A 26897-nucleotide genomic window follows, 5' to 3' on the forward strand; every position below is an offset into this window, starting at 1 on the left:
GCCGTTGGTGGTGGATCGATATTTAGCCGAAACAGACGCCCAAGAAGCTTACTTGACGAACTGCGGCAACCGCGCGGGCGTCCCGGTGGACGGGGCCACGTTGTAGGTCCGGAGGACCTGGGACATCACGGACCGGAACACCGGCCCATTAGTGACGCCATAGATGTTTCCTTTGGGCCGTTGGAGGACGACTTCCACGATGAACCTCGGGTCATCCATGGGGGCCATGCCCACCATGGAGGCCGTGAAACCGTCAAAGCCGGGCAGCCCATCCTCGCGGGGTGCCTGGGACGTTCCCGTCTTGGCCCCCACCCTATAACCGTCGATGGCTGCATCCTTGATCTGCCCCTCGGTCACGGCGCTTTCCAGGATGTCCCGGACCTGCTGGGCAGTTTCCTTGGAAACCACTTGGCGTGAGTCCTTCGCGGGAACTTTCTGTTCCTCACCCTCCGGAGTGATGTAGCTGTCAATAAGCCTGGGCTGCAGCATCACGCCATCATTGGCAATACTCTGGAAAGCACGCACTGTCTGGAGTGTCGACTGGGAAACGCCTTGACCGAAAAGCACCGTGTACTGCTGGCGGTCATCCCACTGCTCGGGCTTGGCCAGTATGCCGGTAGCTTCCGCTGGAAGCCCAATATCCGTTTGCTCTCCAATACCGAATTTCTTCAGCCAGTCGTACCGTTGTTCCTTGGTGAGCCGGCTACCGGCCATCACCGTTCCGGTGTTCATGGACCACCCCAGGATTCCGGCAAGGGTGCGCTCTTCAGTGCCGTGCTCAAAAGCATCGGTGAACGTCTGCCCGTCAATGGTGTAGGCCGAAGGGATGGTGAAGTGGTCCAGGGGAAATGACTTCCCCTCCTCGATCACGGCCGCGGCGGTCATCATCTTCTGCACGGAACCGGGCTCATAGGCGGCTGTTACGGACCTGACGCCGCGATCCTTGGCATCGACTTTCCCGGGGTCGTTGGGGTCCGGCGCGTTGGTATCGGCCAAGGCAATGAGATTGCCCGTTTTGGTGTCGATCACAATGATGGAACCCCACTCGGCGTTCATCTTGTTGACTTGGCTCTGGATGGCCTGCTGGGCAAAGTACTGGATATCAGTGTTGATGGTCAGTTTGACGTCGCTGCCATCGACGGCCGGAGTGAGTTCATCTGTCGCCACCGGAATCCTGAGTCCGTCAGCACCTATTTCGAAGACACGTTTACCTTCTACACCACGAAGAATCTCGTCCTGCGTTTGCTCTATACCAGCCTGGCCGCTGGTTCCGTCCTTGAGGAAACCGACCACACCTCCGGCGACGCTGCCGTTGGGATAAACGCGCTTGCTGACGCCTTCCGCGCTGAGTCCGGGGATATACAGCTTCGAGATCCGGTCTTCCAGCTCCGGCTTCACGTCCTTTGCCACCATGAAGTACTTCTTGTCTCCGGTCAGTGACGTGCGGATGGTGCTTTCGTCTGCCCCCAGAAGCCCAGCGAGGTCGGCAATCCCTTGATCTCGGGTGATCTCGTCCAGCTTCTCGGTCTTCTCATTGAAGCGATGGAAGGTTTCTGTCCCGGTGTTGACCGTCTGGTCCACCACGATGTTGTACCGGATCACACTACTGGCCAGCACTGTGCCGTTTGCGTCCACGATCTGTCCCCGCTCGGCAGGGAGTACCTGCGGAGTCAGGCGGCTCGCCAAGGCGGCTTCAGCCATGCCGCCCATGTCCAGGCCCTGGACCATGAAAAGCTTGCCGCCCACCACCAGCAGCAGGGTCAGCATGATGCCAAGGCCAACGCGCAACCGCTTTCTTGCCGCCGGCGTCTTCGTTTTTGTCGATGTGCCGGGGTTCTTTGCCACGTTGATTCCTTGCTGCTGGCCCTGCTTCGGTGGTCTGACGATCTACTGCCCTGGTGCCTTCTGCCGGGGTGCCGGTACCGATCCCCCGTGGAGTTCAACAGGCGGGGCAGCGGCAGGGGACGCGGTGGGTGCTGCCGGGGTGGACGGCGTTGCTGCCGGAGCCACCGGAGCTGCTTCCGTAGTGCGGCTTTCCAAGGGGTCTTTGGTTGTCACCGACGGAACCACATCAATCAACCCCTCAACGGCCGGGGCTGCAAGCAGGGCACCGGGGTTGTCTCCCTTGACCGCCGGTGATGCCTTGCCGGTCACTGCCAGGGTGTTCAGATCGATCTGACCCTTGACCGTGGAAGCAACCATTCCCAATTCTGCTGCCTTCGCAGCCAGGTTCTGCGGAGCTTCGTAGTTCTGCTTCTTCTGTGTCAGGTCCTGGTTTTCCTTATTCAGCGTTGCAGCTTCGGCTTTCAGCTGCACCAATTGGTACTGCGCCGTGGACACGGAGATGTTCAACACCAGAACCGTCAGGAGTGCGGCCGCCATCGCCACAAAGCAAAGGACGACGAACGGCGTCCTCCGCTTGCCCGGGGCACTGCGTACCACCGACAAGGGTGTGCGGGCTTTGCGACCGGTTTCGGCCTTCTCCGACGGCGCGGAAAGGCTGCCGGCAGGGTTACCCACTGTGGAGGGCAAAATCTTCGCTGCGGCGTTGCTCATGCGTCTCTCCTCGGTTTGATACGCTCCACTGCCCTCAGCCGGGCAGACGCCGCACGGGGATTTTCAGCGATTTCAGCTGCCGTAGGCACTTCCGTGCCCTTGGTGATGGTCCTAAGTTCGGGTTTATGTTCTTCAAGCTCCACCGGGAAACCGAGTGGCGCAGATGATTTGGAACCAGACTGGAAGACTGACTTCACGATCTTGTCCTCCAGCGAGTGGTAAGACATCACCACGATCCGACCCCCCATGGCAGTCGCGGACACAGCTGCCGGAACTGCCCGTTCCAGGACATCGAGTTCTTCGTTGACCTCAATCCGCAAAGCCTGGAAGGTGCGCTTGGCGGGGTGTCCGCCACTTTTGGCGGCTGCAGCAGGGACAACGCTGCGGATCTGCTCTACGAGCTCCCCCGTGGTTGCAAAAGGTTTGTCCGTGCGGGCATTGACGATCCTGTTGGCTATCCGCCCGGCGAACTTCTCTTCGCCCCATTTGCGGATGATGCGCACCAATTCGTCTTCACTGTAGTTGTTGACTACATCAGCCGCTGTTTGTCCGCGGCTGGTATCCATCCGCATATCCAAGGGTGCGTCGTACGAGTAGGCGAAGCCCCGCTCACGCTCATCGAGCTGCAATGAGGAGACCCCGAGGTCCATCAGAATGCCGTGGACTTCTGCTATGCCGAGGTCCAGAAGGACGTCCTCGATCTCGTCGTAGACCGCGTGGACAAGGTCGGTACGGTCGGAGAAGGGTTCCAATCGGGCACCGGCCAGAGCCAAGGCTTCCTCGTCGCGGTCGATGCCCACGAGGTGGAGATCCGGGAAACGCTGCAGCATTGCCTCCGAGTGTCCGCCCATACCCAAGGTGGCATCGATGGCCACGGGGGTATCACCGCGTTTTCTGGCAGCTTCAAATCCGGGAGCGAGCAGGTTGATGCAGCGGTCTTTCAGGACGGGCACGTGGCGCTCCGATGTGGGCTTTGCCGCGTCCTGCTCTTCCACGCTGCCTCCTCTTTCCTCAATCGCTTACATGCTGTTTCTTGAATCGGATCCCCATCCGCGCCTATCGGCCGCCGGCCTGGCTCAGGGGAAGTTGAGCCAGGAAGACAGTTCGATGGGCGGCTGGAGATCCCATTCAAGAAGCTGGACTGCGGCTTCATCCAACCAGGGTCAGATGAACCCGGGCAGATTCTCGTCATCCGTTTCCGAGAAGGCTGCTTCCTTCTCGTTGAGGTATTCATTCCAAGCTTCGGCGTCCCAGATCTCGGCCCGGGTACCGGCTCCAATGACCGCCAGCTCCCGACCAAGCCCTGCGTAAGCCCGGAGCGCCGGCGGAATCGTTACGCGCCCCTGCTTGTCAGGTACCTCATCAGAGGCTCCAGACAGGAAAACCCGAATGTAGTCACGCGCCTGTTTGGAAGACAGTGGTGCCTCCCGCATCGACTCGTGAATGCGCTCGAATTCTTTCTGGCTGAAGACGTAGATGCAGCGTTCCTGGCCCCTGGTGAGAACCAGTCCATCGGCAAGCTCCTCGCGGAACTTGGCTGGAAGGATGATTCGACCCTTTTCATCGAGACGCGGCGAGTGAGTACCCAGAAACACTGGCCCCACCGCCCCTCAATCAAGGTGCCCGCACATACCCAACACTGCCACTACCCTCTTATGTTCTCCACTTTACTCCACAACGCCCCACAGTCAACGCACCAGGGAGCGTTTCTCCACCACTTTGAGATTCTTCCGCCCTGAACTCACGCGGTTTTCCGGGTGGTGGCGGAAAGTGGAGGAACCATGCGGAGGCAGAGAGTCGCCCGGGCCCCGCTTCCGAATTTCGCACACGAAAACCGGCAAATACGGCACTGATCGGAGGCACGGGGAGCAATGTGGAGAAAAGGGTGGAATGTGGAGCGAGCCTTGGAACGTCCGTGGATGGGGAAACGGACTGGCATTTCCTGGCTGAAGGATCTTTAGCCTTAAACGCGAAAAGACCCGCAGCGCGGGTCTTTCGTTATGTCCCCTGGCACCTTAGGGACAAGGCTGACTCAGGAAAGGTCGTGGCAGCCTAACGCCGATTCGAAGCGGACTGTCAGTTGTCGTCGCGACGCCGTTCGTCCCATCGCTCTTCCAGGCTGCTCATGAACGAGCTCTTTGGTTTGCTCTTACCGGGCTTCCCTTTGCTGGCTTTGCCGAAGGCCGCGCCACGCAACGTAGCGAAATAGACGCCAGCACCCATGACAACGAAGCCGAGGACACCCACAGGTATCGCCTGCAGTGATACTCCAACAAGCAGGAGCAGGATACCGGCAATGGCACCAAGCACACCTATGATCACATGCCGGGTAGACCAGCTGCGGATGGGATCCGACCCCATGGTGTTGGCAAACTTCGGATCGTCCTCATGAAGTTGCTTTTCAAGTTGCTCAAGCAGCTTCTGTTCGTGCTCCGAGAGGGGCATCGCGACCTCCTTTAGTCAGCCAGCGTCTGGACATAACGCTTCCTGTGCGTCTGTTTCCATAACGATCGGACCAAGAAAATCGTTCCCCGAAAATCCCCTCTTGGTTCAGCGGGCATCTCGGGGCCGACTGTTCAGGAAACAGTTTGTCCAGACGATCTAAATCTCTGTAATAAATAGGATAGTTTGTCGGACGCCGTTCTGAAAGACGCCCGGAGTCCTGCCGCAAAACCCCTTCGTTCCTCAGGTGTCCGTTGCGGGCTTGCCGGGTTCCAGTAACCGGGCCGGAAGAAGGGTTTTGGACCCGAAACGCTCGGAGACACGGTCCAATGCCTGTTCGGCCGCCCGCCAGTTGTCATCCCGTCGATCAAGGCTTAACTGCAGAGACGTCTGACCTGCCGGCTCCAATTGCTCGGCACGCACCCCTACCAATCGAACGCTCATGGACCGGGTGCCCAAGGATTCAAGGAGTTGCACGGCCACTTGGTAGATCAGTTGGGCGCTGTCCACGGGGGTCTGCATGGTGCGGCTGCGTGTGACCGTTGAGAAGTCCGCGTAGCGAAGCTTCAGCGCCACGGTCCTGGCCAGCATGCCTGAGCTCCTCAGCCGAATGGCAGTGCGGTGCGACAGGCGCAGCAATTCCCTGTGCAGCAAGGCCTCTTCTGACGTATCCACGGAGAACGTCTCCTCCGCTCCGATGCTCTTCTCAAGCCTGGTTGGAGTTACCGGGCGCGGGTCAATACCCATGGACAAGCGGTGAACGTGCTCACCGCTGGCTCCCAGAACTTTTTTGAGCGACGCCAGCGGGGTTGCGGCGACATCGGCCACCGTGCGGATGCCCAGACGCGACAACACTTCGGCCGTCTTTCCTCCAACACCCCACAATGCGCCGACAGGAAGACTATGCAGATAACGGATGGAATCCTCGGCATCGATCTGGAGGATGCCGTCAGGTTTGCACCTCGTTGATGCGATCTTGGCAACGAACTTGGTGCTGGCGATTCCTACGGATGCCGTGATGCCAAGTTCGGACTGGACCCTGCGGCGGATGAGGTGGCCGATGTCCATCGGTGACCCAAGGCGACGAATTGCCCCGCTCACATCCAGAAATGCCTCGTCTACGCTCAGCGGCTCCACAAGGTCTGTGATGGAAGCGAAGATCTCCATGAGCCGGGCTGAGACCTCGTAATACTCCTTGTGCCGGGGGTTGATGATCACCGCAGAAGGACACCGCCTCATGGCGATGGACATCGGCATGGCCGACTTCACGCCCGTGGCACGGGCCTCATAGGAAGCGGAAAGTACTACCGATCGTTCCGCGGGGAATCCTACGATCACAGGCTTGCCTCGAAGCTCCGGACGGCTACGCAGTTCGACGGAGACAAAGAAGGCGTCCATATCCACGTGAAGTATGCTGGTTCGCCGCATTTCCCGCAGAGCATCTCCGGCGCTGCGGGCGGGATTGCTACCGGCGCTTTGAGCGCCACCGAATGCTTCCTGCCTCACATCGGCAATACTATGCCCGGCCACTGACTAAACTGGAGGCACAGTCCGGCTCAGCCCCAGGAAGGATACCCTGTGAAGCTCTTTGGAACTCCTCAATCGCGAGGGTTTGCCCTGCTCGCAGTCAGTGTCGCTTTGGCGGCGTCAGCATGCACACCATCGCCCGGCGGTACGGCAGCGCCGTCCACATCTGGTGCCGCTTCGGCATCCACCCAGGCGACGTCAACACCATCGCCGTCCGTTTCGGGGTCCACAGCCTCACCTGAAACTACGACGTTCACCGAATCGCCCGCGCCGGCACCGGACACCACAGCAACGGTAAATGCGCTGGTTCCTGGTTTTCCTGCGCAACTTATTCCGGTCATGCCCAACACTTCCATTCGTTCAAGCAGCGTGGATAAGAGCGAGGCAGTAGCCACCGTGGCTCTGGTTGGAACGGTCAAAGCCCCACCCGAGGGTGTTGTGGACTACTACAAGACCTCCATGGAAGCTCAGGGCTTCAAACTTGTCCCGGGACCGTTCGCTGTTGGGAACGTCACGTCCTTGGATTTCATTCGTGGTGACGGCGAAACGGTGAATGTCTCGGTGAGGCAAAAAGAAGGCGTCTCTACGTTCACTATCGGTGCGAACGTGGCGGCCGGGTCCGTCAAGTGACGGCCGCTTCACTTGTCAGCTCGGAGCAGGCACAGTTCATTGGCGGTGTCGCCGGCAGGTTGAACGGGTTCTTGTCCTCCCAACAGGAACTCATGGCGTCGGTTTCTCCGGACGCCGAACCACTCATCGGATCCATTTCGGCCCTCGTTACCGGCGGCAAACGCCTCAGGGCACTGATGTGCTACTGGGGTTGGAGGGGCGCCGGAGGCGCTGCCGACGACCAGGACATTGTCACCGCCGGGTGCGCCTTGGAACTCTTCCAGGCGGCCGCCCTGATCCACGACGACATCATTGACCGATCCGACACCCGCCGCGGCGGTCCCAGCGTGCATAAACGGTTCAGCCAGCTCCATGAAGTCAATGGCTGGGCGCTGGACAGCGGGCGGTTTGGGGATGCGGCTGCCATCCTGACCGGCGACCTCTGCCTTTCCTTCAGCGAGGAATCGTTTACGGAAATCGGCCCCCGGGCAGCAGCTGGAAGCCCTGCACGCCGGATCTTCAACGTGATGCGGGCTGAAGTGATGGCAGGTCAGTACCTGGACATCCTGGAGGAAGTGGCCGGCCCCGTGCGTGACCGGGCGGGATCTGTGGCGCGGGCACAATCCATCATTCGGTACAAGTCCGCTAAATACTCAACTGAGCACCCGTTGGCGTTGGGCGGTGCACTTGCCGGCGCACCGGCCAGCCTGATGACTGGGTATTCGGAGTTCTCCTTGCCCTTAGGCGAAGCATTCCAAATGCGCGATGACGTTCTGGGTGTCTTTGGAGATCCCGAAACTACCGGCAAGCCCGCCGGGGACGATCTCCGGGAAGGCAAAAGGACCGTGTTGGTTGGGTTTGCCATCAACCAGGCACCCCGCGCCGAGGCAGATTACCTTGACCGCATGCTCGGCAACCCTCTCCTGATGGAGGACGAAGTAGCTGAGATTCGGCGCATCATGGTCCAATGCGGTGCTTTGGAAGCCACGGAAGCGTTGATCGGCGAGCTAAGCGATAGAGCCTTCGAAGCTCTTGAACGCCTGCCCCTTGAGGAACTGCCGCTGGTGGCATTGCGCCAGCTGGCCGAAGCAGCTGTCAGCCGTGCGGCCTGACGCGGAACCCTTGCCCGACGCGGATACCTTGGACGGTCCGAATTCAAAGCACTTGTGAAGCGCCCCCAACGAATGGAGGGGCCTAATACACATGCGACGACGACGGCGGTGAGAGTCACCGCCGTCGTCGGCATTTTAACCGGCCTCCTCGTGAGGAGGCCGGTTGGAAAGTCGAAGGCGTTACCAGGCCAAAGACTGGGCGCGACGCCGGATCTCTGTCTTGCGCCCCTCGCGCAGGGCGTCAATGGGACGCCCCCGCAATGACTCATCCGGCGTGAAAAGCCAGATAATCAATTCTTCGTCGTTGTAGCCGGCGTCGCTGAGAACCGCAACGGTTCCCTTCAAGCTGTCTACAACATGCCCGTCCTGGACAAAAAGGGCCGGGATGGAGCGGATGTTCCGCTCTCCCCGCCTGATGGCGACCAGCGCACGCTCATCCAGAAGTCCGTGGACTTTGGTGATGGAAACTTCCAATAATTCGGCGACATCCGGCAGCGGCAGCCAGTCGGAAACAAGGCTTTCTACATTACTCACGGAATAAGGTTGCCACGCCGCCCCGCCCCGCGCCTAGCTGACGTTCGACGACGATGGCGTGCCGACGCTTTACAGGGGCCGTTCATCTGCGTGAATTGTGGCTGTGTGTTCGGTTTGACAGGAATTGTTGTGCTGATCGACTAAGTATGAGAGATTCACACTGATCACATTTGCATCATTGATAACATCAGCCACGTTGGTAACACTGACAACAGCAGTAACAATCCCCCGCTGTTTGAGATGAGGACACATTCCATGACGACGCCCCGTTCGCCGAAACGAACCATGAGCATGCCGGTTATCGCGGCAACCACGGCTGCACTTCCCGCCGTGGTTTTGTCCTCACTTGCCCTGGCCCAACCGTCCATGGCCACACCGGCGCCGCAACCACGAAAGATCCCGGCAACGCTTGCCGCCGCCATGAAGGCTCAAGCAGTCAACGTGGGCACAGTCATTCCTGCCAATGCGGTGGCGGCCACCCTTCCGGCCGCCCTGCGCCCCATGGCCCCGTCCGTACCGGACACCTACACGATTGTCCGCGGCGATACCATCAGCGCCATCGCGCGCCGCTTCAACCTGGACACCACGGCCGTTCTTCAGCTGAACAAGCTTTCTGCCACCACGCTGATCTACCCGGGACAGACCATCAAGCTCACTGGCACCGCCCCGGCAGCACCGACGCGGCCGGCCCCTGCTGCCCCGAGTGCACCCAGCGCCCCCACCACCGCCACCGTCTACACCGTGGTCCCCGGAGACACCTTGGGTGCCATAGCAGCCAAGCACAACGTTCCCCTGTCCAGCATCTTCAGCTGGAACGGGCTGAACGGAAGCTCCATCATCTACCCCGGCCAGAAAATCAAGGTCAGTGGAGGATCGGCGCCATCAGCACCGGCAGCTCCTGCGCCTGCTCCCGCCCCGCTGGCCGGTACAGGTTCCTACACCATCAAGGCAGGCGACACCCTCAGTTCCATCGCTTCCCGCCACGGGGTTACCCTGGCTGCATTGATGGCCGCCAATAACAACGTAACGGCCACCACCGTTATTTACCCGGGCCAAAAGCTCACCATCCCGGGCGCCGGCCTGCAGCCTGCGGGAGAGACCAAGCCGCTGGTACCCAGCACGTTCCTGGGTTTCACCTACCCGCCGGCAGTAGTCAGCTCAGCAAACGAGAACAAGGCACTACTGAATGCTTCGCCGGTGCCCAGCCGCGCTGAGATGAAGAGCATCGTTGCCGACACCGCACGGCGCATGGGTGTGAGCCCGTCCCTGGCTTTGGCCTTCGCCGAACAGGAGTCCGGCTTTGACCAGCGCGCCGTCTCCCCCGCAAATGCCATCGGCACCATGCAGGTTATCCCCTCCTCCGGGCAGTGGGCTTCGGATCTGGTGGGCCGCAAGCTCAACCTTCTGGACCCTTACGACAATGCCACCGCAGGTGTGGCGATCATTCGGACGCTCATTGCCACCAGCAAGGACCTGGACACGGCAATCGCCGGGTACTACCAGGGCCAGTATTCAGTCAGCAAATACGGCATGTACGACGACACCAAGCGCTACGTCGAGTCGATCAAGGCACGCCAGCGCACTTTCGGCTAGACCGTCAGCTGCACCTTGGAAGGGGCCCGCATCCCTTGTGGATTCGGGCCCCTTCCCTGCCTCGTTTAGGATCGTATGGTGCAAGAACCAATGCAGGACCACCTCATCGGGACCACTGTGGACGGCCGATACACTGTCCGTTCCCGCCTGGCGAGGGGCGGAATGTCCACTGTCTACCTGGCCACGGACCAGCGCTTGGAGCGCGACGTGGCCCTCAAAGTCCTGCACCCGCATCTGGCCAATGACCCCACGTTCCTGGAGCGACTAAGCCGCGAAGCCAAGGCGGCCGCGAGCCTCTCGCACCCGCACATCGTCGGCGTGCTCGACCAAGGCGAGGACGGCCATATTGCCTACCTGGTGATGGAGTACGTCAAGGGACACACCCTCCGCGACACCCTTGGCGAACAAGGCCCATTGCCGCCGCGCCTTGCCCTGGCATTGATCGATCCTGTGATCGAAGGCCTTGCAGCCGCGCACCGCTCAGGGCTCATCCATCGCGACGTCAAGCCGGAAAACGTTCTCATTGCAGACGACGGACGCATCAAAGTGGGAGACTTCGGCCTGGCCAGGGCCATCTCCGCCAATACCAGCACCGGCGCCCTCATCGGAACAGTGGCCTACTTGGCCCCCGAACTTGTGCTCGGCCAGCCCGCAGATGCCAGAAGCGACATCTACTCGGCCGGCATCATGCTGTATGAGATGTTGACGGGCAAACAGCCCTATGTGGGAGACTCCCCCATTCAGGTCGCCTACCAGCACGTCAATGCGGTGGTGGGACGCCCCTCGGATGCTGCTCCGGGCCTTGCAGAGGACCTTGATGAGCTGGTGCAGTGGTGTACCTCCGTTGATGCGGAGAACAGGCCGGTGGATGGCGCTGCGCTGCTGACGGAGCTCCGCCACATCCGCACCACCCTGTCGGACGAGGAACTGGACCGCAGGCAAACAGCCTTCCGGCCGCCAGGCTCCCCCGCAGCCGCTGCGGCAACCATTCAACCTGGCAGTTCGGGAAGCAACCCCACAGAAGCGTTAGCCGCCACTGTGTCGCCCACGGAATTCATTTCCCAGCAAAGCAACCCCACCACCGTCATGGCTGCGGGTGGTCCCGGCAGGCCGCCAAGCGCCGTCGTTGCTCCCGGGAACCAGATGGACGCGCGCCAACCGGGCAAGCGGGAGCTGAAGCGACTCGAACGGCAGGAGAGCAAGGACCGCGCCAGGGCCGCAGCAACACCGAGCCGCCCCCTGCGCGAGGGCAACCCCCGGCGCCGTGGCATCATCTGGACCATCGTGATTGTCATCCTCGCGACGCTGGCGGCATCGGCCGGATGGTTCTTCGGTATGGGACCCGGATCGCCGGGGACCATACCGGATGTCAAAAACAAAACCGTTGCCGAAGCCCAGCAGCTTCTCCGCACTGCCGGATTCCAATCGGAACCGCAGGACGTTTTCGACGACGATATCCTTGCCGGCCTTGCGGTGGGGACCGAACCCAAATCCGGTGCCGAAGTGCGGAAATTTCAGCCCATCACGTTGTTCGTTTCCAAAGGTGCCCAGCTTTTCCCCTTGCCCGATCTGACCGGTGGCACTCTGGACGAGGCCAAGATTGCGCTGAATGCTGCCGAGATGGCTCTCGGCAACGTCACGGAGACTTTCGATGAGAAAGTGCCCGCCGGCGTCGTGCTTTCCCAGGACCCGGTCAAGGGCACGGAAGTCAGGCATGGCACCCCGGTGGCCCTGACGGTCTCCAAGGGGCCCCAGCCCATCCCCGTGCCCGACGTGCGCGGGCTGGCGCAGGATGCAGCAGTCAAGGCTCTTCAGGACGCTGGCCTAAAAGCAGTCATCGCCCCTGAGACGGTCAATGACAAGGCGGTCCCGAAGGGCGCGGTGGTCTCCCAGGTGCCGGCCAACGGTACCCTCATCCGGGGCGAAGCCGTGACGCTCACCGTGTCCAAGGGGCCCAAGTTGGTCAAGGTCCCCAGTTTCATCGGAAAGCAGGCCGCTGAAGCTGAAAAGGAATTGAAGAAACTCGGTTTCAAGGTTGAGGTCAACAAAGTCCTCGGTGGGTTCTTTGGCACCGTCCGGGACCAGAATCCCGTCAACACCGAGGTACCGGAAGACTCCGTGGTGACGCTGACAGTCGTCTGATAGCTTCCAGCCATAAACAAAAGGCGCGGCCCGGATAATCCGGACCGCGCCTTTGTTACATCCCTACTTCTTGGAGAGGGCTCCGGCTACGAGGAAGGCCATCTCAAGGGACTGCATGTGGTTCAGGCGGGGATCGCACACCGACTCATAGCGGTCCAGGAAAGCGTCCTGGTCGATAGGATCAGCACCACCCAGGCACTCAGCAACGTCATCGCCGGTCATTTCAACGTGGAGTCCGCCGGGGACCGTTCCCAGGGCCTGGTGGACCTCGAAGAAGCCGCGCACCTCATCAATGACGTCATCGAAGTTGCGCGTCTTGTAACCGTTCGGCGAGGTGACCGTATTGCCGTGCATCGGGTCAGTCACCCACAGCACCTGCGCGCCGGATGCAGTGACGCGTTCGACGACGGCAGGCAGCTTCTCGCGGATGTTGCCGGCGCCCATGCGGGTGATGAACGTGAGGCGGCCCGGTTCGCGGTTGGGGTCCAGTTTGTCGATGAGGCGCAGGGCGTCATCACCGCTGGTGGTGGGGCCAAGCTTAACGCCGATGGGGTTCCGTACACGGGACAGGAAGTCCACATGGGCGTGGTCCAGTTCGCGGGTCCGCTCGCCAATCCACAGGAAGTGGGCGGAGGTGTCGTACGGCAGTCCGGTCCGCGAATCGATGCGGGTCAGCGCGCGTTCGTAGTCGAGCAGCAGTGCTTCGTGGCTGGCGAAGAATTCCACGCGCTTGAGTGCTTCGAAGTCAGCACCGCAGGAGTCCATGAAGCTGATGGCACGGTCGATGTCCCGCGCCAGTGATTCGTAGCGTGCGTGTGCCGGGTTCTCCGTGAAACCTTTGTTCCACTGGTGAACGAGGCGAAGATCCGCGAAGCCCCCCTGGGTGAAGGCACGGATGAGGTTCAGCGTGGAAGCGGAGGTGTGATAGGCCTTCAGCATCCGGCTGGCATCGTGAGCGCGGGACTCAGGGGTGAAATCGTAGCCATTGACGATGTCGCCGCGGTAAGCGGGAAGCGTCACGCCATCGCGGGTCTCGTCATTGGAGGAACGCGGCTTCGCGAACTGTCCGGCCATCCGGCCCATCTTGATGACGGGCATGGCAGCGCCGTACGTGAGTACCACTGCCATCTGGAGGATCGTCTTGACCCGGGCACTGATTCTGTCCGCAGTAGCGGCCTCAAAAGTCTCAGCGCAGTCGCCGCCCTGAAGGAGGAAAGCCTTGCCCTGGGCAGCAGCCGCGAGGCGCTCCCTCAGAACGTCCACTTCACCGGCGAAGACCAAGGGCGGCACCACGGAGAGTTCCTTGACGGAAGCCTTGAAGACTTCAGAGTTGGACCACGTGGGCTGCTGGGAAATCGGCAGGTCCCGCCAGGCGTCGAGGCCGGGGTAATTTGCCGCGCCGCTCTGGGCGGTACTGGCATGGGGATCTGCTGCGGAGGGTGCGGTGTTCGCGGTTAGCTCAGTCACCCTTCAAGAGTAGTAGCCCGCGGCAATGTTGCGGGACTGCAGCCGTAACCGATGCCGCCGCATGCGTCACAGTCTCTCCGTGGATCCGGACCCGTCACTCCGGGGATCGTCCCTGTCTTCAGCTATGTCCGCGGCGGACTCTTCGGCAACCTCAATCTTGTGGACCGGCTCCGGGCCTTTGCCGGCCAACTGGGCCTTGACCACTGCTGCGTACTCATCCACGTATTCCTGACCGGAAAGCCGCATCAATTCGTACATGATTTCATCGGTCACAGCCCTCTGGATCAAGCGGTCATCCTCCATGCCGTAGTAACGGCTAAAGTCCAAGGGCTGCCCGAAAATGAGCCCGATCCGGCGGATGTTGGGGAGACGTTTGCCGATGGGCTGGACCTTCTCCGTACCGATCATGGCCACAGGCACCACAGGGACGCGCGTTTGCAGTGCCAGCTTGGCCACGCCTACTTTCCCACGGTAAAGCCTGGCGTCCGGGCTGCGTGTGCCTTCCGGATAAATCCCCAGCAGGCCCCCGGAGTTCAGGACGTCCTTGCCGGCTTGCAGCGACATTTCCGAGGCCGCGCCTCCCGAACGGTCCATGGGCAATTGGTTGCTCAGACGGAAAAACAGCGCAGTGAGCCGGCCTTTGAGCCCTTTTCCCGTGAAGTACTCGGACTTGGCCAGGAAGATCACAGGGCGGTGAACCATCAGGGGCAGGAAGATGGAATCCGAGAAGGACAAGTGGTTGGACGCCAGGATGGCGGCGCCGCTTTCAGGAACGTTGTCCAGTCCCTTGACCCAGGGACGGAACAGGAGCTTGAGGATGGGACCAAGAAAGATCCTCTTCATGACCCAATAGAACACGTTTGTCCTCTCACGGCCGAATGGTTGGCATGCATCCGGGCAATCCGGCCGGCACTCAACAGCAACCCTACTCCAGTGAGAAATGTCCGGAGAAGTGACACGATGGGACACATGACGGAACGCTCTCTACCCGCTGCGCCGCTCGCATTCCACCATGAGGGGCATGGACCCAATGCCTCCACAGGCGTGGCGATTTGCCATGGATTCACAGGAAGCCCGCTCAGCATGCTCCCTTGGGCTGAGTACTTGGCCTCCCAGGGATTTGCTGTTTCCGTGCCTCTGCTCCCCGGCCACGGAACCAGTTGGCAGGACCTGGCCACCACGCGTTGGCAGGACTGGTACCGGACCTTCGAGCAGAGCTATGTGGACCTCGCCTCCAAGACGGAGAGCTGTTTTGTGGCAGGGCTGTCCATGGGAGGCGCACTTGCCCTTCGGGTAGCCTCACTGCACGATGTTTCCGGGCTGGTTCTGGTCAACCCGGGCCTCAGCTTTTATGACCGCAGGGTGAAGTACGTGGGCGCCCTCAAGTACGTCATGAGGACCACCACTCCCATAGAGGAGGACTCACCAGCACCGGCCACCGCTGAAACCGGCGACTATTCCAAGACATCACTGCAGTCGGTGCATGAACTCAAGAAGCTTTTCCGCGCGGCCACCCGGGGTTTGCCCCATGTTGAGGCCCCCGCCCTGGTGTTCAAATCCTCGGTAGATGGCGTCATCCCGCCCAGTTCAGTGGCCACCATCAGCAAGTACATTTCATCCTCGCGCCTGAGAGTAGTCACCCTCCCCCACAGCGGGCATGTGGCCACCTTGGATGTTGACGCACCCACCATTTTTGAAGAATCGGCCCACTTTTTCCGTCAGCACGCCGGTGACAGAGTAGCCTCAGAGTCATCATGAAAATGCTCCCGGATTTCTCGCCGTTCCATAGCAGCTGGAATGGGGTTGGGCCGCGCGTTGGCGTAGTCCTGTCCCACGGGTTCACGGGGAGCCCCCACAGCGTCAGGCCGTGGGCCCAACACCTTGCTGAGGCTGGCTATGCCGTGAGGCTGCCTTTGCTGCCCGGGCACGGCACGTCGTGGCAGGATATGGCCACCCGCTCATGGCGGGAGTGGCATCGTGCCGTGGACGATGCTTATCTCGAGCTGGCTTCCGAGTGCGACTACGTTTTCTCTGCGGGATTGTCCATGGGTGGAACTTTGGCATTGCGGATCGCGGCCACCCGTCCTGTCGCAGGGACGGTGGTGGTGAACCCCGGGCTGGTCCTGGACGATCCCCGGGCTGTGATCGTAGCCGCGCTCAAGTACGTGGTGAAAACCACTCCGGCGATCGCCAACGACATCCTCAAACCGGATCAGGACGAGGGCGCCTACACCAGAACACCAGTCGCGGCCGCGCATCAGCTCAAGAAGATGTACAAAGATACGGCGGCCATCCTGCCCCGCATCAGCTCACCCGTCCTGGTCTATAAGTCAACGGTGGACAACGTGATTTCGAACGCGAGCCTGGAACTCCTCCGTTCCCGGGTTCAGGCACCAGTGGACGTCAGCTACCTCCATAACAGCCGCCATGTGGCCACCCTTGATAATGATGCGCCGGAAATTTTTGTCGGGTCTGTCGAGTTCATGCAAAAGACCGTAGCGGCCTTGGCAGGTCCCGGGCTTTTCTCCGAAAAGGACACAACCCATGAACAGGCCTGACCCCAATTCCGCTGATCAAAGCGCCAATAAGGACGACGACGCCGTGTGGCAGGATCTGGTGGCCCGGTTGGAGGCCACAGAGTCCGGCCCGGCAGGGGCACCTCCCGCGGACAGCTACGGGATCCAGGACGCAGATCCCCGGCAGTTAATGCCAGGGCACGGGAAGTCTTTCAAGGACTTCGATCCGCTGGGCCTCTCCACCCCGGCGCAGCAACCGATACCCGATCCGGCAGCGGCGCGCACAGACGCCGAGGCACCCGGCAGACCGCCCGGGCCCCGGGACTTCGAGGTGGAGGACGAGGACCATACGTTCGTTCCCGAAGAGCCCCCAAGCCTGGCGGGAACTGAGCCACTGGTCATGCTGGCATGGGTTGGTGCTGTGGGCGGGCCGCTCGCGCTGCTCTTCACTGCCATGTTCTGGAGGTCTGCCCCGCTGACGGCCACTTTGGGCATCGTGGCAGTTTTTGTGGCATCGGTGATTTACCTGATTACGCGGCTTCCGCAGGAGAAGAATGAGGACGACGACGGCGCCCGCCTATAGTTGCTAGCTCCGCGCCCGGCCGCTGACCCGGGAAAGGTCTGCCGCACCGATCATGCCGGCGCGCGGACCGAGTGCCGCCAGCTCTATCCTGGCCATGGGCCGGAAACCCCGCCCGGTCAGGTTTTTAGCGAACGATTCCCTGGCCGGCCCTGCGAGCAACTCCCCCGCATCGCAGAGCCCGCCGCCGATGACGAACATTCCGGGGTCCAGCGCTGCGGCGAGGTTGGCCAACCCCAAACCCAGCCATTCGCCTTGGTCGGCAATGAGCTCACGCGAGGTGGCATCACCCTCCAGCGCCAGCGCGGTCACGGCCGCCCCGGACAGGTTTTCTGCGGTGCCGCCCGCCTTTTCCAAGAGCGCGCAACCTGCCGGGGAGTTGGTTCGCACCAGTTGCCTGGCTTCCCGCCCCAGGGCGTTTCCGGAGGCGTACTGTTCCCAGCATCCGCGGTTGCCGCATTCGCAGCGGTGTCCCCCCGGGAAAATGATCTGGTGCCCGAATTCCCCGGCCACGCCGTAGCGCCCCCGTTCCACGCGGCCATCCATGACCATGGCTCCGCCGATGCCCGTGCCCAAGGTGATGCACACCAGGCGACTTTCGCCCTGACCTGCACCAAACCGCCATTCCGCCCACGCGGCGGCGTCGGCGTCGTTGGTCAGCAGGACCGGACGCCTCAACAATTTCTGGAGGCTGTCCCTCAGGGGCTCGTTACGCCAGGCGAGATGCGGGCTGAACAGCACCGTGCCGCCGTCGAGGTCCATCCAACCGGCGGCGCCGATTCCCACCGTGGCGATCCGGTGGCCTGCGCTGAGTTCTTCTACAAGTTCCACGATGGTCCGCTCGACTGCACGGGGGTCCGCGCCGGGCGTGGACCTGCGGGCCTCGGCGAGGACCCGACCCTCGGCATCCACGACGCCCGCGGCCACTTTCGTGCCGCCGATGTCAATCCCGATCGCCAGGCCACGGCGACCTAAATGGCTCCGGCGGGCGGCCCAGGGCGCATCCCTCCATGCCGAGGCCGGGGGCTTGGGTCTGACCAGGGAAGTGGACCGTAGTGCGGGCATCCCATCATCCTATTCCGCAGGGCATGGCCGCATTCGCATTCCTCGGCCCAGAAGGCTCCCATTTGCTTGAAATGACTGCCGATCCGTAAAGTTACTCGCCAGTAGGTGAAATAGAACACACCACCGCGAGCGGGCATACTAGAGTGAAAGCAGCCCCTCGTGGCCCGTGGATATCAAAGGAGCTACCGTGCGTGAAATAAGTGTTCCTCCCCTCGTGAATATTGCCCCGGAAACCAACATCACGGACTTCGTGATCCGCGAGGCAGCGAAAGCGTCCAACCCTGCCCTTTTCTCCAAGCTGGATAAGGATGGAAAGTGGCAGGACATCCGTGCCAAGGACTTCCTTGCAGACGTCAGGGCTCTGGCAAAGGGACTCATCGCCAGCGGCGTTGCTGTGGGCGACCGTGTGGGCATCATGTCCCGTACGCGCTACGAGTGGTCCCTTGTGGACTTCGCCATTTGGTTTGCCGGAGCTGTTTCCGTTCCGATCTACGAAACGTCCTCTCCCTCACAGGTGGCATGGAACCTCGGCGACTCCGGGGCTGTTGCCGCCTTCGGCGAAGCGGCCCACCACGAGGACATCATCCGCCAGGCTGTTGCCGCGGAGGACATTACGTCCGTGGCCAATGTCTGGCAGCTTGAAGGCGCCGGACTCGACGCGCTACGCGCTGCAGGCGCCGGCGTCCCCGACGACGAACTCGAGTCCCGCCGTTCATCGGCCGGCCTCAAGGATCTCGCAACGATCATCTACACCTCCGGCACAACGGGCAGGCCCAAAGGCTGCGAGTTGACGCACGGCAACTTTGTGGAACTGTCCGAGAACGCCCGCGCATCCTTGCCTGAGATCATCAACGAGTCCGGCAAGACCATCATGTTCCTCCCCCTCGCCCACGTCTTCGCCCGTTTTATTTCCGTGCTGGCTGTGGCCGGCGGCGTCCAGGTGGCACATACCCCGGACATCAAGAATCTGCTGGCTGACCTGCAGAGCTTCCAGCCGACGTTCATCCTGGCTGTACCCAGGGTCTTTGAGAAGGTGTACAACTCGGCACTGACCAAGGCGGAGGACGGCGGCAAGGGTGCCATCTTCCACCGCGCAGTGGATACGGCAATCGCCTACTCCAAGGCACGCGAAGCCGGTTCGCTGGGTCTTGGGCTGAAGCTCAAGCATGCCGTCTTCGACAAACTCGTCTACGGGAAGCTCCGCGCCGCCATGGGCGGCAATGTCGCGCACGCCGTCTCCGGCGGCGGCCCGTTGGGTGAACGCCTGGGCCACTTCTTCCAAGGCATCGGCCTGCAGATCCTTGAGGGCTACGGCCTGACGGAGACCACCGCCCCGATCTCGGTGAACACGCCGTCCATGATCAGGATCGGCACCGTCGGCGCCCCGTTGCCGGGCAACTCCGTGAAGATTGCCGACGACGGCGAAATCCTTGCCAAGGGCGTTTGCGTCATGCGGGGCTACTACAACCGCGAAGACCTGACGGCCGAAACGTTCACCGACGGCTGGTTCCGTACCGGTGACATTGGAGAACTGGACAACAACGGCTTCCTCAAGATCACTGGCCGCAAGAAGGAAATCATAGTTACCGCCAGCGGGAAGAACGTGGTTCCTGCCCTGCTGGAAGATCAGATCCGCGCGGATGCTTTGGTTTCCCAGGTTCTGGTGGTGGGCGACAACCGACCGTTCATCGGTGCCTTGGTCACCCTGGATGAGGAAGCGCTCCCGGGCTGGCTGGACCGTCACGGACTGCCCGCAAGCACCACTCTTGCAGAAGCCACTGACCACGCAGTAGTGAAGGCCGCAGTCCAGGAGCTCATCAGCAAGGCCAACCAGTCCGTTTCCCAGGCCGAGGCCATCAAGTCCTTCAGGATCGTCCCGGCGGACTTCACTGAAGCCTCAGGGCACCTGACGCCGTCCCTCAAGGTCAAGCGTGCGCAGGTCATGAAGGACTTCGACGCCGTCATTGAGGAAATGTACACAGCGCCCCGCGCTTCGTAGCCACAACGAATCACAAAAAAGTACCCCGTCCGGATTCCGGACGGGGTACTTTTTGGTGCTGATTGCTAGCCGATCACCAGCAGCAAGTCCCCACCCTGGACCTGCTCTACCGAGGAGATGGCAAGGCGCGAGACCGTGCCGGCAACCGGCGCCGTGATGGAAGCTTCCATCTTCATGGCTTCAATGGTGGCAACGGTATCGCCGACGTTGACGGCATCGCCCACCTTGACGGTGACGGTAACTGCGCCGGCAAACGGGGCGGCAACCTGACCAGGCTGTGCCGGATCCGCCTTCTCAGCTGCCTTGACATTGCTGACCACTGAACGGTCACGCACAACCACCGGTCGGGACTGCCCGTTGAGCGTGCACATCACGGTGCGCATGCCCTTCTCGTCAGCTTCCGAGACAGCCTCAAGCTGGGCAATGAGGCGAACGCCCTTCTCCAACTCGATGACGTGCTCTACGCCCTGCTGGAGACCGTACAGGTAGTCACGGGTATCCAGCACGGAGATGTTCCCGTAGGTGTCCACGCTCTTGAGGTAGTCCTTGGTGGGTCCGGCGAAGAGCAAACGGTTCAGCGTGTGCTGTCGCGTCTTGGAGTCGCCCTTCAGCGCTGCACTGTCCTCGGCACTGATCTCGACGTCGCGCACCTTGACGCTGCGGCCTTGAAGGGCCTTGGTGCGGAACGGCTCGGGCCAGCCTCCGGGAGGATCACCGAGTTCGCCGGAGAGGAACCCAATGACAGAATCCGGGATGTCGTAGTTCTGCGGGTTCTCGTTGAAATCCGCGGGGTCGGCGTTGAGTCCGACGAGGTGCAACGCGAGATCGCCCACCACCTTGGAGGACGGTGTGACCTTCACCAAGCGGCCAAGGATGCGGTCGGCCGCCGTGTACATGTCCTCGATGGCCTCAAACTGCTCACCAAGACCAAGGGCGATGGCCTGTTGGCGAAGGTTGGAGAGCTGGCCACCGGGGATTTCGTGCTGGTAGACGCGTCCTGTGGGACCCGGAAGACCGGACTCGAAGGGGGCGTAGACGCGGCGTACAGCTTCCCAGTAGGGCTCGAGCGCGCCAACGTTGGCCAGGCTCAGCCCGGTGTCGCGGGGCGTATTGGCCAAGGCAGCAACCAAGGCAGACGCCGCGGGCTGGCTGGTGGTGCCGGCCAGGGAAGCCGCTGCCACGTCAACGGCGTCCACACCAGCGTCAACAGCTGCCAGCAACGTGGCAAGCTGACCGCCCGCGGTGTCGTGCGTGTGCAGGTGCACGGGCAGGTCGAAGCGCTCACGCAGGGCTGTCACCAGCTTCGCTGCGGCGGCCGGACGCAGGAGTCCAGCCATGTCCTTGATGGCAAGGATGTGGGCACCGGCGTCAACGATCTTCTGGGCGAGGTCCAGGTAGTAGTCGAGGGTGTACAGGTCCTCGTTCGGATCCAGGAGGTTGCCCGTGTAGCAGAGGGCAACTTCTGCGACGGCAGTCCCGGTTGCACGCACGGCCCGGATGGCGGGGGCCATCTGGTTGACGTCGTTGAGGGCGTCAAAGATGCGGAAGATGTCGATGCCCGTAGCGGCGGCCTCGTTGACGAAAGCCTCCGTCACTTCTTCCGGGTACGGGGTGTAGCCCACCGTGTTGCGGCCGCGGAGCAGCATCTGGATACAAGTGTTCGGCAAAGCCTTGCGCAAAGCAGCCAAGCGGTCCCACGGGTCCTCACCGAGGAAGCGGAGCGCGACGTCGTACGTTGCGCCGCCCCAGGCCTCCACGGAAAGCAGCTCCGGCATCAGCGCCGTCACTGCCGGGCCTGCTGCCACGAGGTCGCGGGTACGGACGCGCGTTGCCAGCAGGGACTGGTGGGCGTCACGGAAAGTGGTGTCCGTGACGGCCAGTGCCTGCTGCTCCCGCAGCGCCTTGGCGAAGCCCTCCGGTCCCAGTTCGATCAGCTTCTGGCGCGAACCCGAGGTGGGAACCGGGCCATCGATCGCGGGCAGCTTGCTGGCAGGGTCCGAATGAACTGTGAGTTCACCGTTTGGCTTGTTCACGGTAACCTCGGCAAGCCACGTCAGCAGCTTGGTTCCGCGGTCCGCAGAGATGTGTGACTTGAGCAGCTCAGGGCGCTTGTCGATGAAGTCGGTGGCCACGTTTCCGGCGTTGAAGTCCGGATCCGCCAGCACTGCTTGAAGGAACGGAATGTTGGTGGACACGCCACGGATGCGGAACTCGGCCAGGCCACGACGCGCACGGGCAACGGCCGCCGGGTAGTCACGGCCACGGCAGGTCAGCTTGACCAGCATGGAGTCGAAGTGCGGGCTGATCTCGGCACCCGAGTAGACCGTGCCGCCGTCGAGCCTTACACCGGCGCCACCAGCGGAACGGTAGCCGGTGATCTTTCCGACGTCGGGGCGGAAGCCGTTGGAGGGGTCTTCCGTGGTGATACGGCACTGGAGGGCAGCGCCCTTGATGGACACCGAATCCTGACTCAGCCCCAGGTCCGCAAGGGTTTCGCCCGAAGCGATGCGCATCTGCGCCTGCACCAGGTCCACATCCGTGATTTCCTCAGTGACGGTGTGCTCAACCTGGATGCGGGGATTCATCTCAATGAAGACGTGCTGACCTGCCCGCTCCCCCTCCGTGTCCACCAGGAACTCGACGGTTCCGGCGTTGACGTAGTTCAGGGCCTTGGCGAACGCAACGGCATCGCGGTAAAGGGCCTGGCGGATATTCTCATCCAGGTTCGGCGCGGGAGCGATTTCCACCACTTTCTGGTGACGGCGCTGCAGCGAACAGTCGCGCTCAAAGAGGTGCATGACGTTGCCTTCGGCGTCAGCCAGGATCTGCACTTCAATGTGGCGGGGACGCAGGACTGCCTGCTCAAGGAACATGGTGGGATCACCAAAAGCCGCATCAGCTTCGCGCATGGCGGACTGCAAAGCTTCGGGGAGAGCCTCGCGCGTCTCCACGCGCCGCATTCCGCGGCCGCCACCGCCGGCGACGGCCTTGGCGAAGATCGGGAAGCCGATCTCGTCGGCTGCGGCGATGAGCTCGTCCAGGTCCTTGGAGGGCTTGCTCGACTTTAGGACAGGGACGCCGGCCTTGCGGGCGGCCTCCAAAGCGGCAACCTTGTTACCGGCCAGCTCCAGTACCTCCGCCGGCGGACCCACAAAAGTAATTCCTGCCGCCTTGGCAGCACGGGCGAGGTCCGGGTTCTCGGAGAGGAAGCCGTAGCCGGGGTAAATGGCGTCAGCGCCGGCTTCTTTGGCGACGCGGACAACCTCCTCTACGTCCAGGTAGGCGCGGACGGGATGACCCACCTCGCCGATCAGGTAAGCTTCGTCGGCCTTCTGCCGGTGGATCGAGTTACGGTCCTCATGCGGAAAGACTGCTACGGTCTTGGCGCCCAGTTCATAACCAGCGCGAAACGCCCTGATCGCGATTTCGCCGCGATTGGCCACCAGAATTTTCGAAAACATACTTCTCCTGCATCATTGCGGGTGGATCGGTCGGTGGTCACAGTGTGTAGTGCCGCCAGCATCAAACACAAATCTTTGTGGCAACCATCACAAAGGATTCGTCATGTGGGCTGTATATGCGTGCGCGCGATCCGACGGCGTGCTAGTGGCGAACCTGATCCCTGGGCGGTCGGGCGCGTAGAAAGCGGGAATCAGACGCGATGCACCATATGATGTTGAGGGGGCTTCGGCAAGCCCCGGCTCCGGCGCTTCCGGAGCGAATCAGCGCGATACGGCAACCGGCGTTAGGTTTTGGGTTTTCAAGTGCAAGTAGTCAGCATCAGCAGCCTCAAGGGTGGAGTGGGAAAGACGTCCGTAACCACCGGTCTGGCGTCCGCGGCCCTCGCAGCAGGAATATCCACATTGGTGGTGGATCTCGATCCGCACGCCGATGCCACCACGGCACTTGGCGTTCAGCCAGGCGGACAATTGGACATTGGCCGGATGCTGAAAAGCCCCCGGAAAGCCAACTTGCCGGGCAATGTGGCCGGTAGCAGCTGGGTTTCCAACGGCTCAAGCAACGGCACCTTGGACGTCGCAGTCGGTTCGGCCTTCACGGGTATTTACGACCGCCCGGATTTGGGCAGGCGCGACCTCCGCAGGCTTTCCGCGGTGCTGGCAGGTGCCAGCAACTACGAGCTCGTCCTGATTGACTGCCCGCCCTCCCTTAACGGACTGACCCGCATGGCGTGGAGCGCCAGCGACCGGGTAGTCCTCGTGGCCGAGCCTGGGCTTTTTTCAGTTGCCGGCACGGAGCGTACCATGCGCGCCATTCAGCTCTTCCGGCAGGAGTTCGCTCCCAACCTGGCCCCGGCAGGGATTGTGGCGAACCGGGTTCGGACCGGATCCGTGGAGCACACCTTCCGCTTGGCTGAAATGGAATCCATGTTCGGCGAACTGCTGCTGACACCCCACATTCCGGAGCAAGCCAACTGGCAGCAGATCCAGGGTGCAGCGCACTCCGTTCATCACTGGCCCGGGGACTCGGCAAAGAACGCAGCCAAGCTCTTCGATGGCTTGCTCGAAAACCTCCTGGCCGGTCAATCCGCAGTGCGGGACCGTCGCCAGCGCTAGCCGGCAGCGTTTGCCGCCAGCATGAGGCGCCGCCACCAAGCACGTTTAAGCATCGAAAAGGCCTCGTCCCTGCAGGGACGAGGCCTTCTATCGCTAATTCTGATTCCCGGGCAAGCTGTTAGCTGATGCGCCGTGCGACGCGTCGCTTGCCCAGTTCGTCGTCGGGAAAGGACTGCTCACCAGCGTGCTCACTGGGCAACGCGGCCAGGCTTCCTTCTACTTCCCGCCATACACGTCCCACCGCTATGCCGAAGACGCCTTGTCCGCCCTGGACGAGGTCGATGACCTCATCAGCAGATGTACATTCGTACACGCTGGCACCGTCGCTCATCAGCGTTATTTGCGCGAGGTCCTCAACGCCCCGCTCGCGGAGGTGTTCGACCGCGGTGCGGATCTGTTGGAGTGACACGCCGGTATCAAGGAGGCGCTTGACCACCTTGAGCACCAGGATGTCGCGGAAGCCGTAGAGCCGCTGCGAACCGGAGCCGGCAGCACCGCGGACAGCGGGCTCAACCAAGCCCGTACGCGCCCAGTAGTCCAATTGACGGTAGGTGATGCCTGCCGCTTTGCAGGCAGTGGGACCGCGATAGCCCGCGTCCTCGTCCAGCACAGGAAGGTCCTCGGTGAAGAGCAGACCCTGGGCGCCGGATGCGGGCGCAGCAATGCCGGCAGAGGACTGCTTCAGCTCGCCTGCTTCGCCTTTCGGACTCACGTGACCTCCTTGTTCTCAGTTCCCTTGGGGACGGTGCATACCTGTTACAACGGCAAAATGCAGCAGTGTAATTCCCGCAAGTCCGCACCTTCCAGTGTGACTTGCGCAGGCAGTGTATGCAACGGGAACTTGATAACTTCGACGTTAGGCCTGTGGAGCGCCGAGGTCAAAGACCTTCGCCTCAAAATCCGGTCGTGTCGAAAGTTTCACCCTCAACTTTAGGCTTAGGGTGGATCAGCCTTCGAAATCTTCCGGTTCAACGTCGTCCAGGAACTCCCGGAACCGGCGCATTTCGCGCTCTTCGTCCACCGCGGGATCCGGCTCCGAATCCTCGCCTTCATCGTGTTCAGTGATACGAACGCCGGCTTCCTCCATCACAGCATCTGCGCACCAGATGCGGCACTTGGCACGCAGCGCCAAGGCCAACGCGTCAGAAGCGCGCGAACTGACCACCGTGCCGTCATCGAACTGCAGTTGCCCATAGAAGATGTTGTCCTCCACGGCCACAATGTTAACGCTGATGATGGAGTGCCCCAAGGACTCCACAACGTCCACTAGGAGATCGTGGGTCATGGGCCGGGGCGGGACAACGCCCTGCTGCGCCAGGGCGATGGCGCTGGCTTCAGGAGTTCCAATCCAGATGGGAACGTGGCGTTCTCCGTTGATCTCCCGAAGCAGCACCAACGGCTGATTGGAAGGCAGCTCGATCCGGACCCCGACGATTTCGACTTCGATCATCAGCTGTCCATCCGTGAGATACGGTCGTGCACCAAGGCCCTGTGCAGGGTCAGGCAAAGATCACTAATCTCCCGGGCAGCCTCAGCTGCCCGGGCCTGGGACGCAGCATCCCGTCGAGAGGTCAAGGGGGCAACAGCCCTCTCCACCAGGCCGAACTCCCGCTCAGCGGCAGCTTGGAACGGCCTGAGGTGCCGGGGCTCCAGACCGTGGCTTTCCAACTGCACACAGGCTCGCGCCACCTGGAGGGCGTGTTCGTCAAACTTGCCACCCACGTGACTGATCAACCCGAAGCTCAGCAATGATTCGAGCATCGGCACGCTTGCGCCCGACTCGGCACGCAGCTGCTCTTCAGTGAGGGCACGGGCGCGCCCCTGCACTTCCGCTGCCATTTCCGCAGAGACCACCCGGGGCGACACTGTGACACCGGGAGGGAGATTCTCCGGCCTCTCGCCGCGATCGATTGCGTCGAGATAGTCCTTGATGACCTTCAGCGGCAGATACTGATCACGCTGAAGGGCCAGGACGAAGCGGAGTCTCTCAACATCGCTGTCTGCATACTGACGGTAGCCGGCAGGAGTCCTCCTGGGATTGATGAGTCCCTTTTCCTCAAGGAACCGGATCTTGGACGCCGTCATACCGGGAAAGTCTTCACTCAGCTGGGCAAGGACTTCCCCGATATTCAGGACCTGCGGTCCGCGACGGTCCTGCTGGGCCATAGCCACAGGCAGATA

The 26897-nt window shown here is 61.8% G+C and carries 24 protein-coding genes; 9 read left to right on the plus strand and 15 right to left on the minus strand.

The genetic code is table 11. The features are described from left to right. Positions 1 to 48 precede the first annotated feature (48 nt). The 7 genes from EU811_RS17165 to EU811_RS24750 form a co-directional block, all read right to left on the minus strand. The gene (locus tag EU811_RS17165) at positions 49 to 1845 is read right to left on the minus strand and encodes a peptidoglycan D,D-transpeptidase FtsI family protein (protein WP_142939533.1); all 1797 of its coding nucleotides are present in this window, start codon (positions 1843 to 1845) and stop codon (positions 49 to 51) included. A gap of 42 nt (positions 1846 to 1887) precedes the next feature. Then, positions 1888 to 2556 (minus strand): hypothetical protein, encoded by a 669-nt coding sequence (locus tag EU811_RS17170; RefSeq protein WP_142939534.1) that lies wholly within the window; start codon positions 2554 to 2556, stop codon positions 1888 to 1890. Then, the gene (gene rsmH, locus EU811_RS17175) at positions 2553 to 3551 is read right to left on the minus strand and encodes a 16S rRNA (cytosine(1402)-N(4))-methyltransferase RsmH (RefSeq protein ID WP_142939535.1); all 999 of its coding nucleotides are present in this window, start codon (positions 3549 to 3551) and stop codon (positions 2553 to 2555) included. Before rsmH ends, EU811_RS17170 begins: the two co-directional genes overlap by 4 nt. Before the next feature lie 168 nt (positions 3552 to 3719). Further along, complete coding sequence (mraZ, locus tag EU811_RS17180; RefSeq protein ID WP_142939536.1) at positions 3720 to 4151, minus strand: division/cell wall cluster transcriptional repressor MraZ; 432 nt, start codon at positions 4149 to 4151, stop codon at positions 3720 to 3722. Between the two features lie 481 nt (positions 4152 to 4632). After that, positions 4633 to 5001 carry a DUF3040 domain-containing protein gene (locus EU811_RS17185; protein ID WP_142939537.1) on the minus strand — a complete coding sequence of 123 codons (369 nt, stop codon included), beginning with the start codon at positions 4999 to 5001 and terminating at the stop codon, positions 4633 to 4635. A gap of 240 nt (positions 5002 to 5241) precedes the next feature. Further along, the gene (gene dinB, locus EU811_RS17190; RefSeq protein WP_142939538.1) at positions 5242 to 6504 is read right to left on the minus strand and encodes a DNA polymerase IV; all 1263 of its coding nucleotides are present in this window, start codon (positions 6502 to 6504) and stop codon (positions 5242 to 5244) included. A gap of 92 nt (positions 6505 to 6596) precedes the next feature. Continuing rightward, positions 6597 to 6866 carry a hypothetical protein gene (locus EU811_RS24750; RefSeq protein WP_446698060.1) on the minus strand — a complete coding sequence of 90 codons (270 nt, stop codon included), beginning with the start codon at positions 6864 to 6866 and terminating at the stop codon, positions 6597 to 6599. Between EU811_RS24750 and EU811_RS24755 the strand changes: the two genes are divergently transcribed. Both EU811_RS24755 and EU811_RS17200 read left to right on the plus strand, forming a co-directional pair. Then, positions 6865 to 7155: a hypothetical protein gene (locus EU811_RS24755; protein WP_446698061.1), complete on the plus strand. Its 291-nt coding sequence runs from the start codon at positions 6865 to 6867 to the stop codon at positions 7153 to 7155. The genes EU811_RS24750 and EU811_RS24755 overlap by 2 nt on opposite strands. Then, the gene (locus tag EU811_RS17200; RefSeq protein ID WP_142939540.1) at positions 7152 to 8246 is read left to right on the plus strand and encodes a polyprenyl synthetase family protein; all 1095 of its coding nucleotides are present in this window, start codon (positions 7152 to 7154) and stop codon (positions 8244 to 8246) included. Before EU811_RS24755 ends, EU811_RS17200 begins: the two co-directional genes overlap by 4 nt. Positions 8247 to 8426: 180 nt before the next feature. Here EU811_RS17200 and EU811_RS17205 read toward each other — a convergent pair whose 3' ends face one another. Next, positions 8427 to 8780, minus strand: coding sequence for an Rv2175c family DNA-binding protein (locus EU811_RS17205; RefSeq protein ID WP_142939541.1), 354 nt, complete (start codon positions 8778 to 8780; stop codon positions 8427 to 8429). 255 nt (positions 8781 to 9035) lie between these two features. On the opposite strand from EU811_RS17205, the gene EU811_RS17210 reads away from it, so the two are divergent. Together EU811_RS17210 and pknB are read left to right on the plus strand one after the other, a co-directional pair. Continuing rightward, positions 9036 to 10373 carry a LysM peptidoglycan-binding domain-containing protein gene (locus tag EU811_RS17210; RefSeq protein WP_142939542.1) on the plus strand — a complete coding sequence of 446 codons (1338 nt, stop codon included), beginning with the start codon at positions 9036 to 9038 and terminating at the stop codon, positions 10371 to 10373. A gap of 75 nt (positions 10374 to 10448) precedes the next feature. Then, positions 10449 to 12515, plus strand: coding sequence for a Stk1 family PASTA domain-containing Ser/Thr kinase (gene pknB / locus EU811_RS17215; RefSeq protein ID WP_142939543.1), 2067 nt, complete (start codon positions 10449 to 10451; stop codon positions 12513 to 12515). A gap of 63 nt (positions 12516 to 12578) precedes the next feature. Here the strand turns inward: pknB and EU811_RS17220 are convergent, their stop codons facing one another. Then, complete coding sequence (locus tag EU811_RS17220) at positions 12579 to 13982, minus strand: class II 3-deoxy-7-phosphoheptulonate synthase (protein WP_142939544.1); 1404 nt, start codon at positions 13980 to 13982, stop codon at positions 12579 to 12581. 66 nt (positions 13983 to 14048) lie between these two features. Continuing rightward, entirely contained in the window at positions 14049 to 14840 is a 792-nt protein-coding gene (locus tag EU811_RS17225) for a lysophospholipid acyltransferase family protein (RefSeq protein WP_142939545.1), read from the minus strand. A gap of 111 nt (positions 14841 to 14951) precedes the next feature. On the opposite strand from EU811_RS17225, the gene EU811_RS17230 reads away from it, so the two are divergent. Genes EU811_RS17230 through EU811_RS17240 form a run of 3 tightly spaced genes read left to right on the plus strand, consistent with a single transcriptional unit; the run spans position 14952 to position 17081 of the window. Then, complete coding sequence (locus EU811_RS17230; RefSeq protein WP_142939546.1) at positions 14952 to 15740, plus strand: alpha/beta hydrolase; 789 nt, start codon at positions 14952 to 14954, stop codon at positions 15738 to 15740. After that, positions 15737 to 16540, plus strand: coding sequence for an alpha/beta hydrolase (locus EU811_RS17235; protein ID WP_142939547.1), 804 nt, complete (start codon positions 15737 to 15739; stop codon positions 16538 to 16540). Before EU811_RS17230 ends, EU811_RS17235 begins: the two co-directional genes overlap by 4 nt. After that, the gene (locus EU811_RS17240) at positions 16527 to 17081 is read left to right on the plus strand and encodes a hypothetical protein (protein WP_142939548.1); all 555 of its coding nucleotides are present in this window, start codon (positions 16527 to 16529) and stop codon (positions 17079 to 17081) included. The genes EU811_RS17235 and EU811_RS17240 overlap by 14 nt, the downstream gene beginning before the upstream one ends. A gap of 3 nt (positions 17082 to 17084) precedes the next feature. On the opposite strand, the gene EU811_RS17245 is transcribed toward EU811_RS17240, so the two are convergent. Next, positions 17085 to 18143 carry an ROK family protein gene (locus tag EU811_RS17245; RefSeq protein WP_142939549.1) on the minus strand — a complete coding sequence of 353 codons (1059 nt, stop codon included), beginning with the start codon at positions 18141 to 18143 and terminating at the stop codon, positions 17085 to 17087. A 187-nt stretch (positions 18144 to 18330) separates the two neighbouring features. Between EU811_RS17245 and EU811_RS17250 the strand changes: the two genes are divergently transcribed. After that, positions 18331 to 20142 carry an AMP-dependent synthetase/ligase gene (locus EU811_RS17250; protein WP_142939550.1) on the plus strand — a complete coding sequence of 604 codons (1812 nt, stop codon included), beginning with the start codon at positions 18331 to 18333 and terminating at the stop codon, positions 20140 to 20142. Between the two features lie 65 nt (positions 20143 to 20207). Here EU811_RS17250 and EU811_RS17255 read toward each other — a convergent pair whose 3' ends face one another. After that, the gene (locus EU811_RS17255) at positions 20208 to 23603 is read right to left on the minus strand and encodes a pyruvate carboxylase (RefSeq protein ID WP_142939551.1); all 3396 of its coding nucleotides are present in this window, start codon (positions 23601 to 23603) and stop codon (positions 20208 to 20210) included. A gap of 303 nt (positions 23604 to 23906) precedes the next feature. Between EU811_RS17255 and EU811_RS17260 the strand changes: the two genes are divergently transcribed. Then, entirely contained in the window at positions 23907 to 24716 is an 810-nt protein-coding gene (locus EU811_RS17260) for a ParA family protein (RefSeq protein WP_142939552.1), read from the plus strand. 118 nt (positions 24717 to 24834) lie between these two features. Here the strand turns inward: EU811_RS17260 and EU811_RS17265 are convergent, their stop codons facing one another. From EU811_RS17265 to ftsR, 3 genes are all read right to left on the minus strand, one after another. Next, positions 24835 to 25428, minus strand: a complete 594-nt coding sequence (locus tag EU811_RS17265; RefSeq protein WP_142939553.1) for a MerR family transcriptional regulator — start codon at positions 25426 to 25428, stop codon at positions 24835 to 24837. A 234-nt stretch (positions 25429 to 25662) separates the two neighbouring features. Next, positions 25663 to 26166: a bifunctional nuclease family protein gene (locus tag EU811_RS17270; protein ID WP_017200817.1), complete on the minus strand. Its 504-nt coding sequence runs from the start codon at positions 26164 to 26166 to the stop codon at positions 25663 to 25665. Beyond that, positions 26166 to 26882 carry a transcriptional regulator FtsR gene (ftsR, locus tag EU811_RS17275; protein WP_142939554.1) on the minus strand — a complete coding sequence of 239 codons (717 nt, stop codon included), beginning with the start codon at positions 26880 to 26882 and terminating at the stop codon, positions 26166 to 26168. Before ftsR ends, EU811_RS17270 begins: the two co-directional genes overlap by 1 nt. Positions 26883 to 26897: the final 15 nt, after the last annotated feature.

Source organism: Arthrobacter sp. TS-15 (assembly GCF_006964045.1).
Taxonomy (GTDB): Bacteria; Actinomycetota; Actinomycetes; order Actinomycetales; family Micrococcaceae; genus Arthrobacter.

Coding starts and splice junctions, on each gene's coding strand:
- EU811_RS17170 (WP_142939534.1), bottom strand. CDS start 2,556: ATGAGCAACGCCGCAGCGAAGATTTTGCCCTCCACAGTGGGTAACCCT.
- EU811_RS17185 (WP_142939537.1), bottom strand. CDS start 5,001: ATGCCCCTCTCGGAGCACGAACAGAAGCTGCTTGAGCAACTTGAAAAG.
- EU811_RS24755 (WP_446698061.1), top strand. CDS start 6,865: ATGCCCAACACTTCCATTCGTTCAAGCAGCGTGGATAAGAGCGAGGCA.
- EU811_RS24750 (WP_446698060.1), bottom strand. CDS start 6,866: ATGACCGGAATAAGTTGCGCAGGAAAACCAGGAACCAGCGCATTTACC.
- EU811_RS17210 (WP_142939542.1), top strand. CDS start 9,036: ATGACGACGCCCCGTTCGCCGAAACGAACCATGAGCATGCCGGTTATC.
- pknB (WP_142939543.1), top strand. CDS start 10,449: ATGGTGCAAGAACCAATGCAGGACCACCTCATCGGGACCACTGTGGAC.
- EU811_RS17230 (WP_142939546.1), top strand. CDS start 14,952: ATGACGGAACGCTCTCTACCCGCTGCGCCGCTCGCATTCCACCATGAG.
- EU811_RS17235 (WP_142939547.1), top strand. CDS start 15,737: ATGAAAATGCTCCCGGATTTCTCGCCGTTCCATAGCAGCTGGAATGGG.
- EU811_RS17240 (WP_142939548.1), top strand. CDS start 16,527: ATGAACAGGCCTGACCCCAATTCCGCTGATCAAAGCGCCAATAAGGAC.
- EU811_RS17245 (WP_142939549.1), bottom strand. CDS start 18,143: ATGCCCGCACTACGGTCCACTTCCCTGGTCAGACCCAAGCCCCCGGCC.
- EU811_RS17255 (WP_142939551.1), bottom strand. CDS start 23,603: ATGTTTTCGAAAATTCTGGTGGCCAATCGCGGCGAAATCGCGATCAGG.
- EU811_RS17270 (WP_017200817.1), bottom strand. CDS start 26,166: ATGATCGAAGTCGAAATCGTCGGGGTCCGGATCGAGCTGCCTTCCAAT.
- ftsR (WP_142939554.1), bottom strand. CDS start 26,882: ATGGCCCAGCAGGACCGTCGCGGACCGCAGGTCCTGAATATCGGGGAA.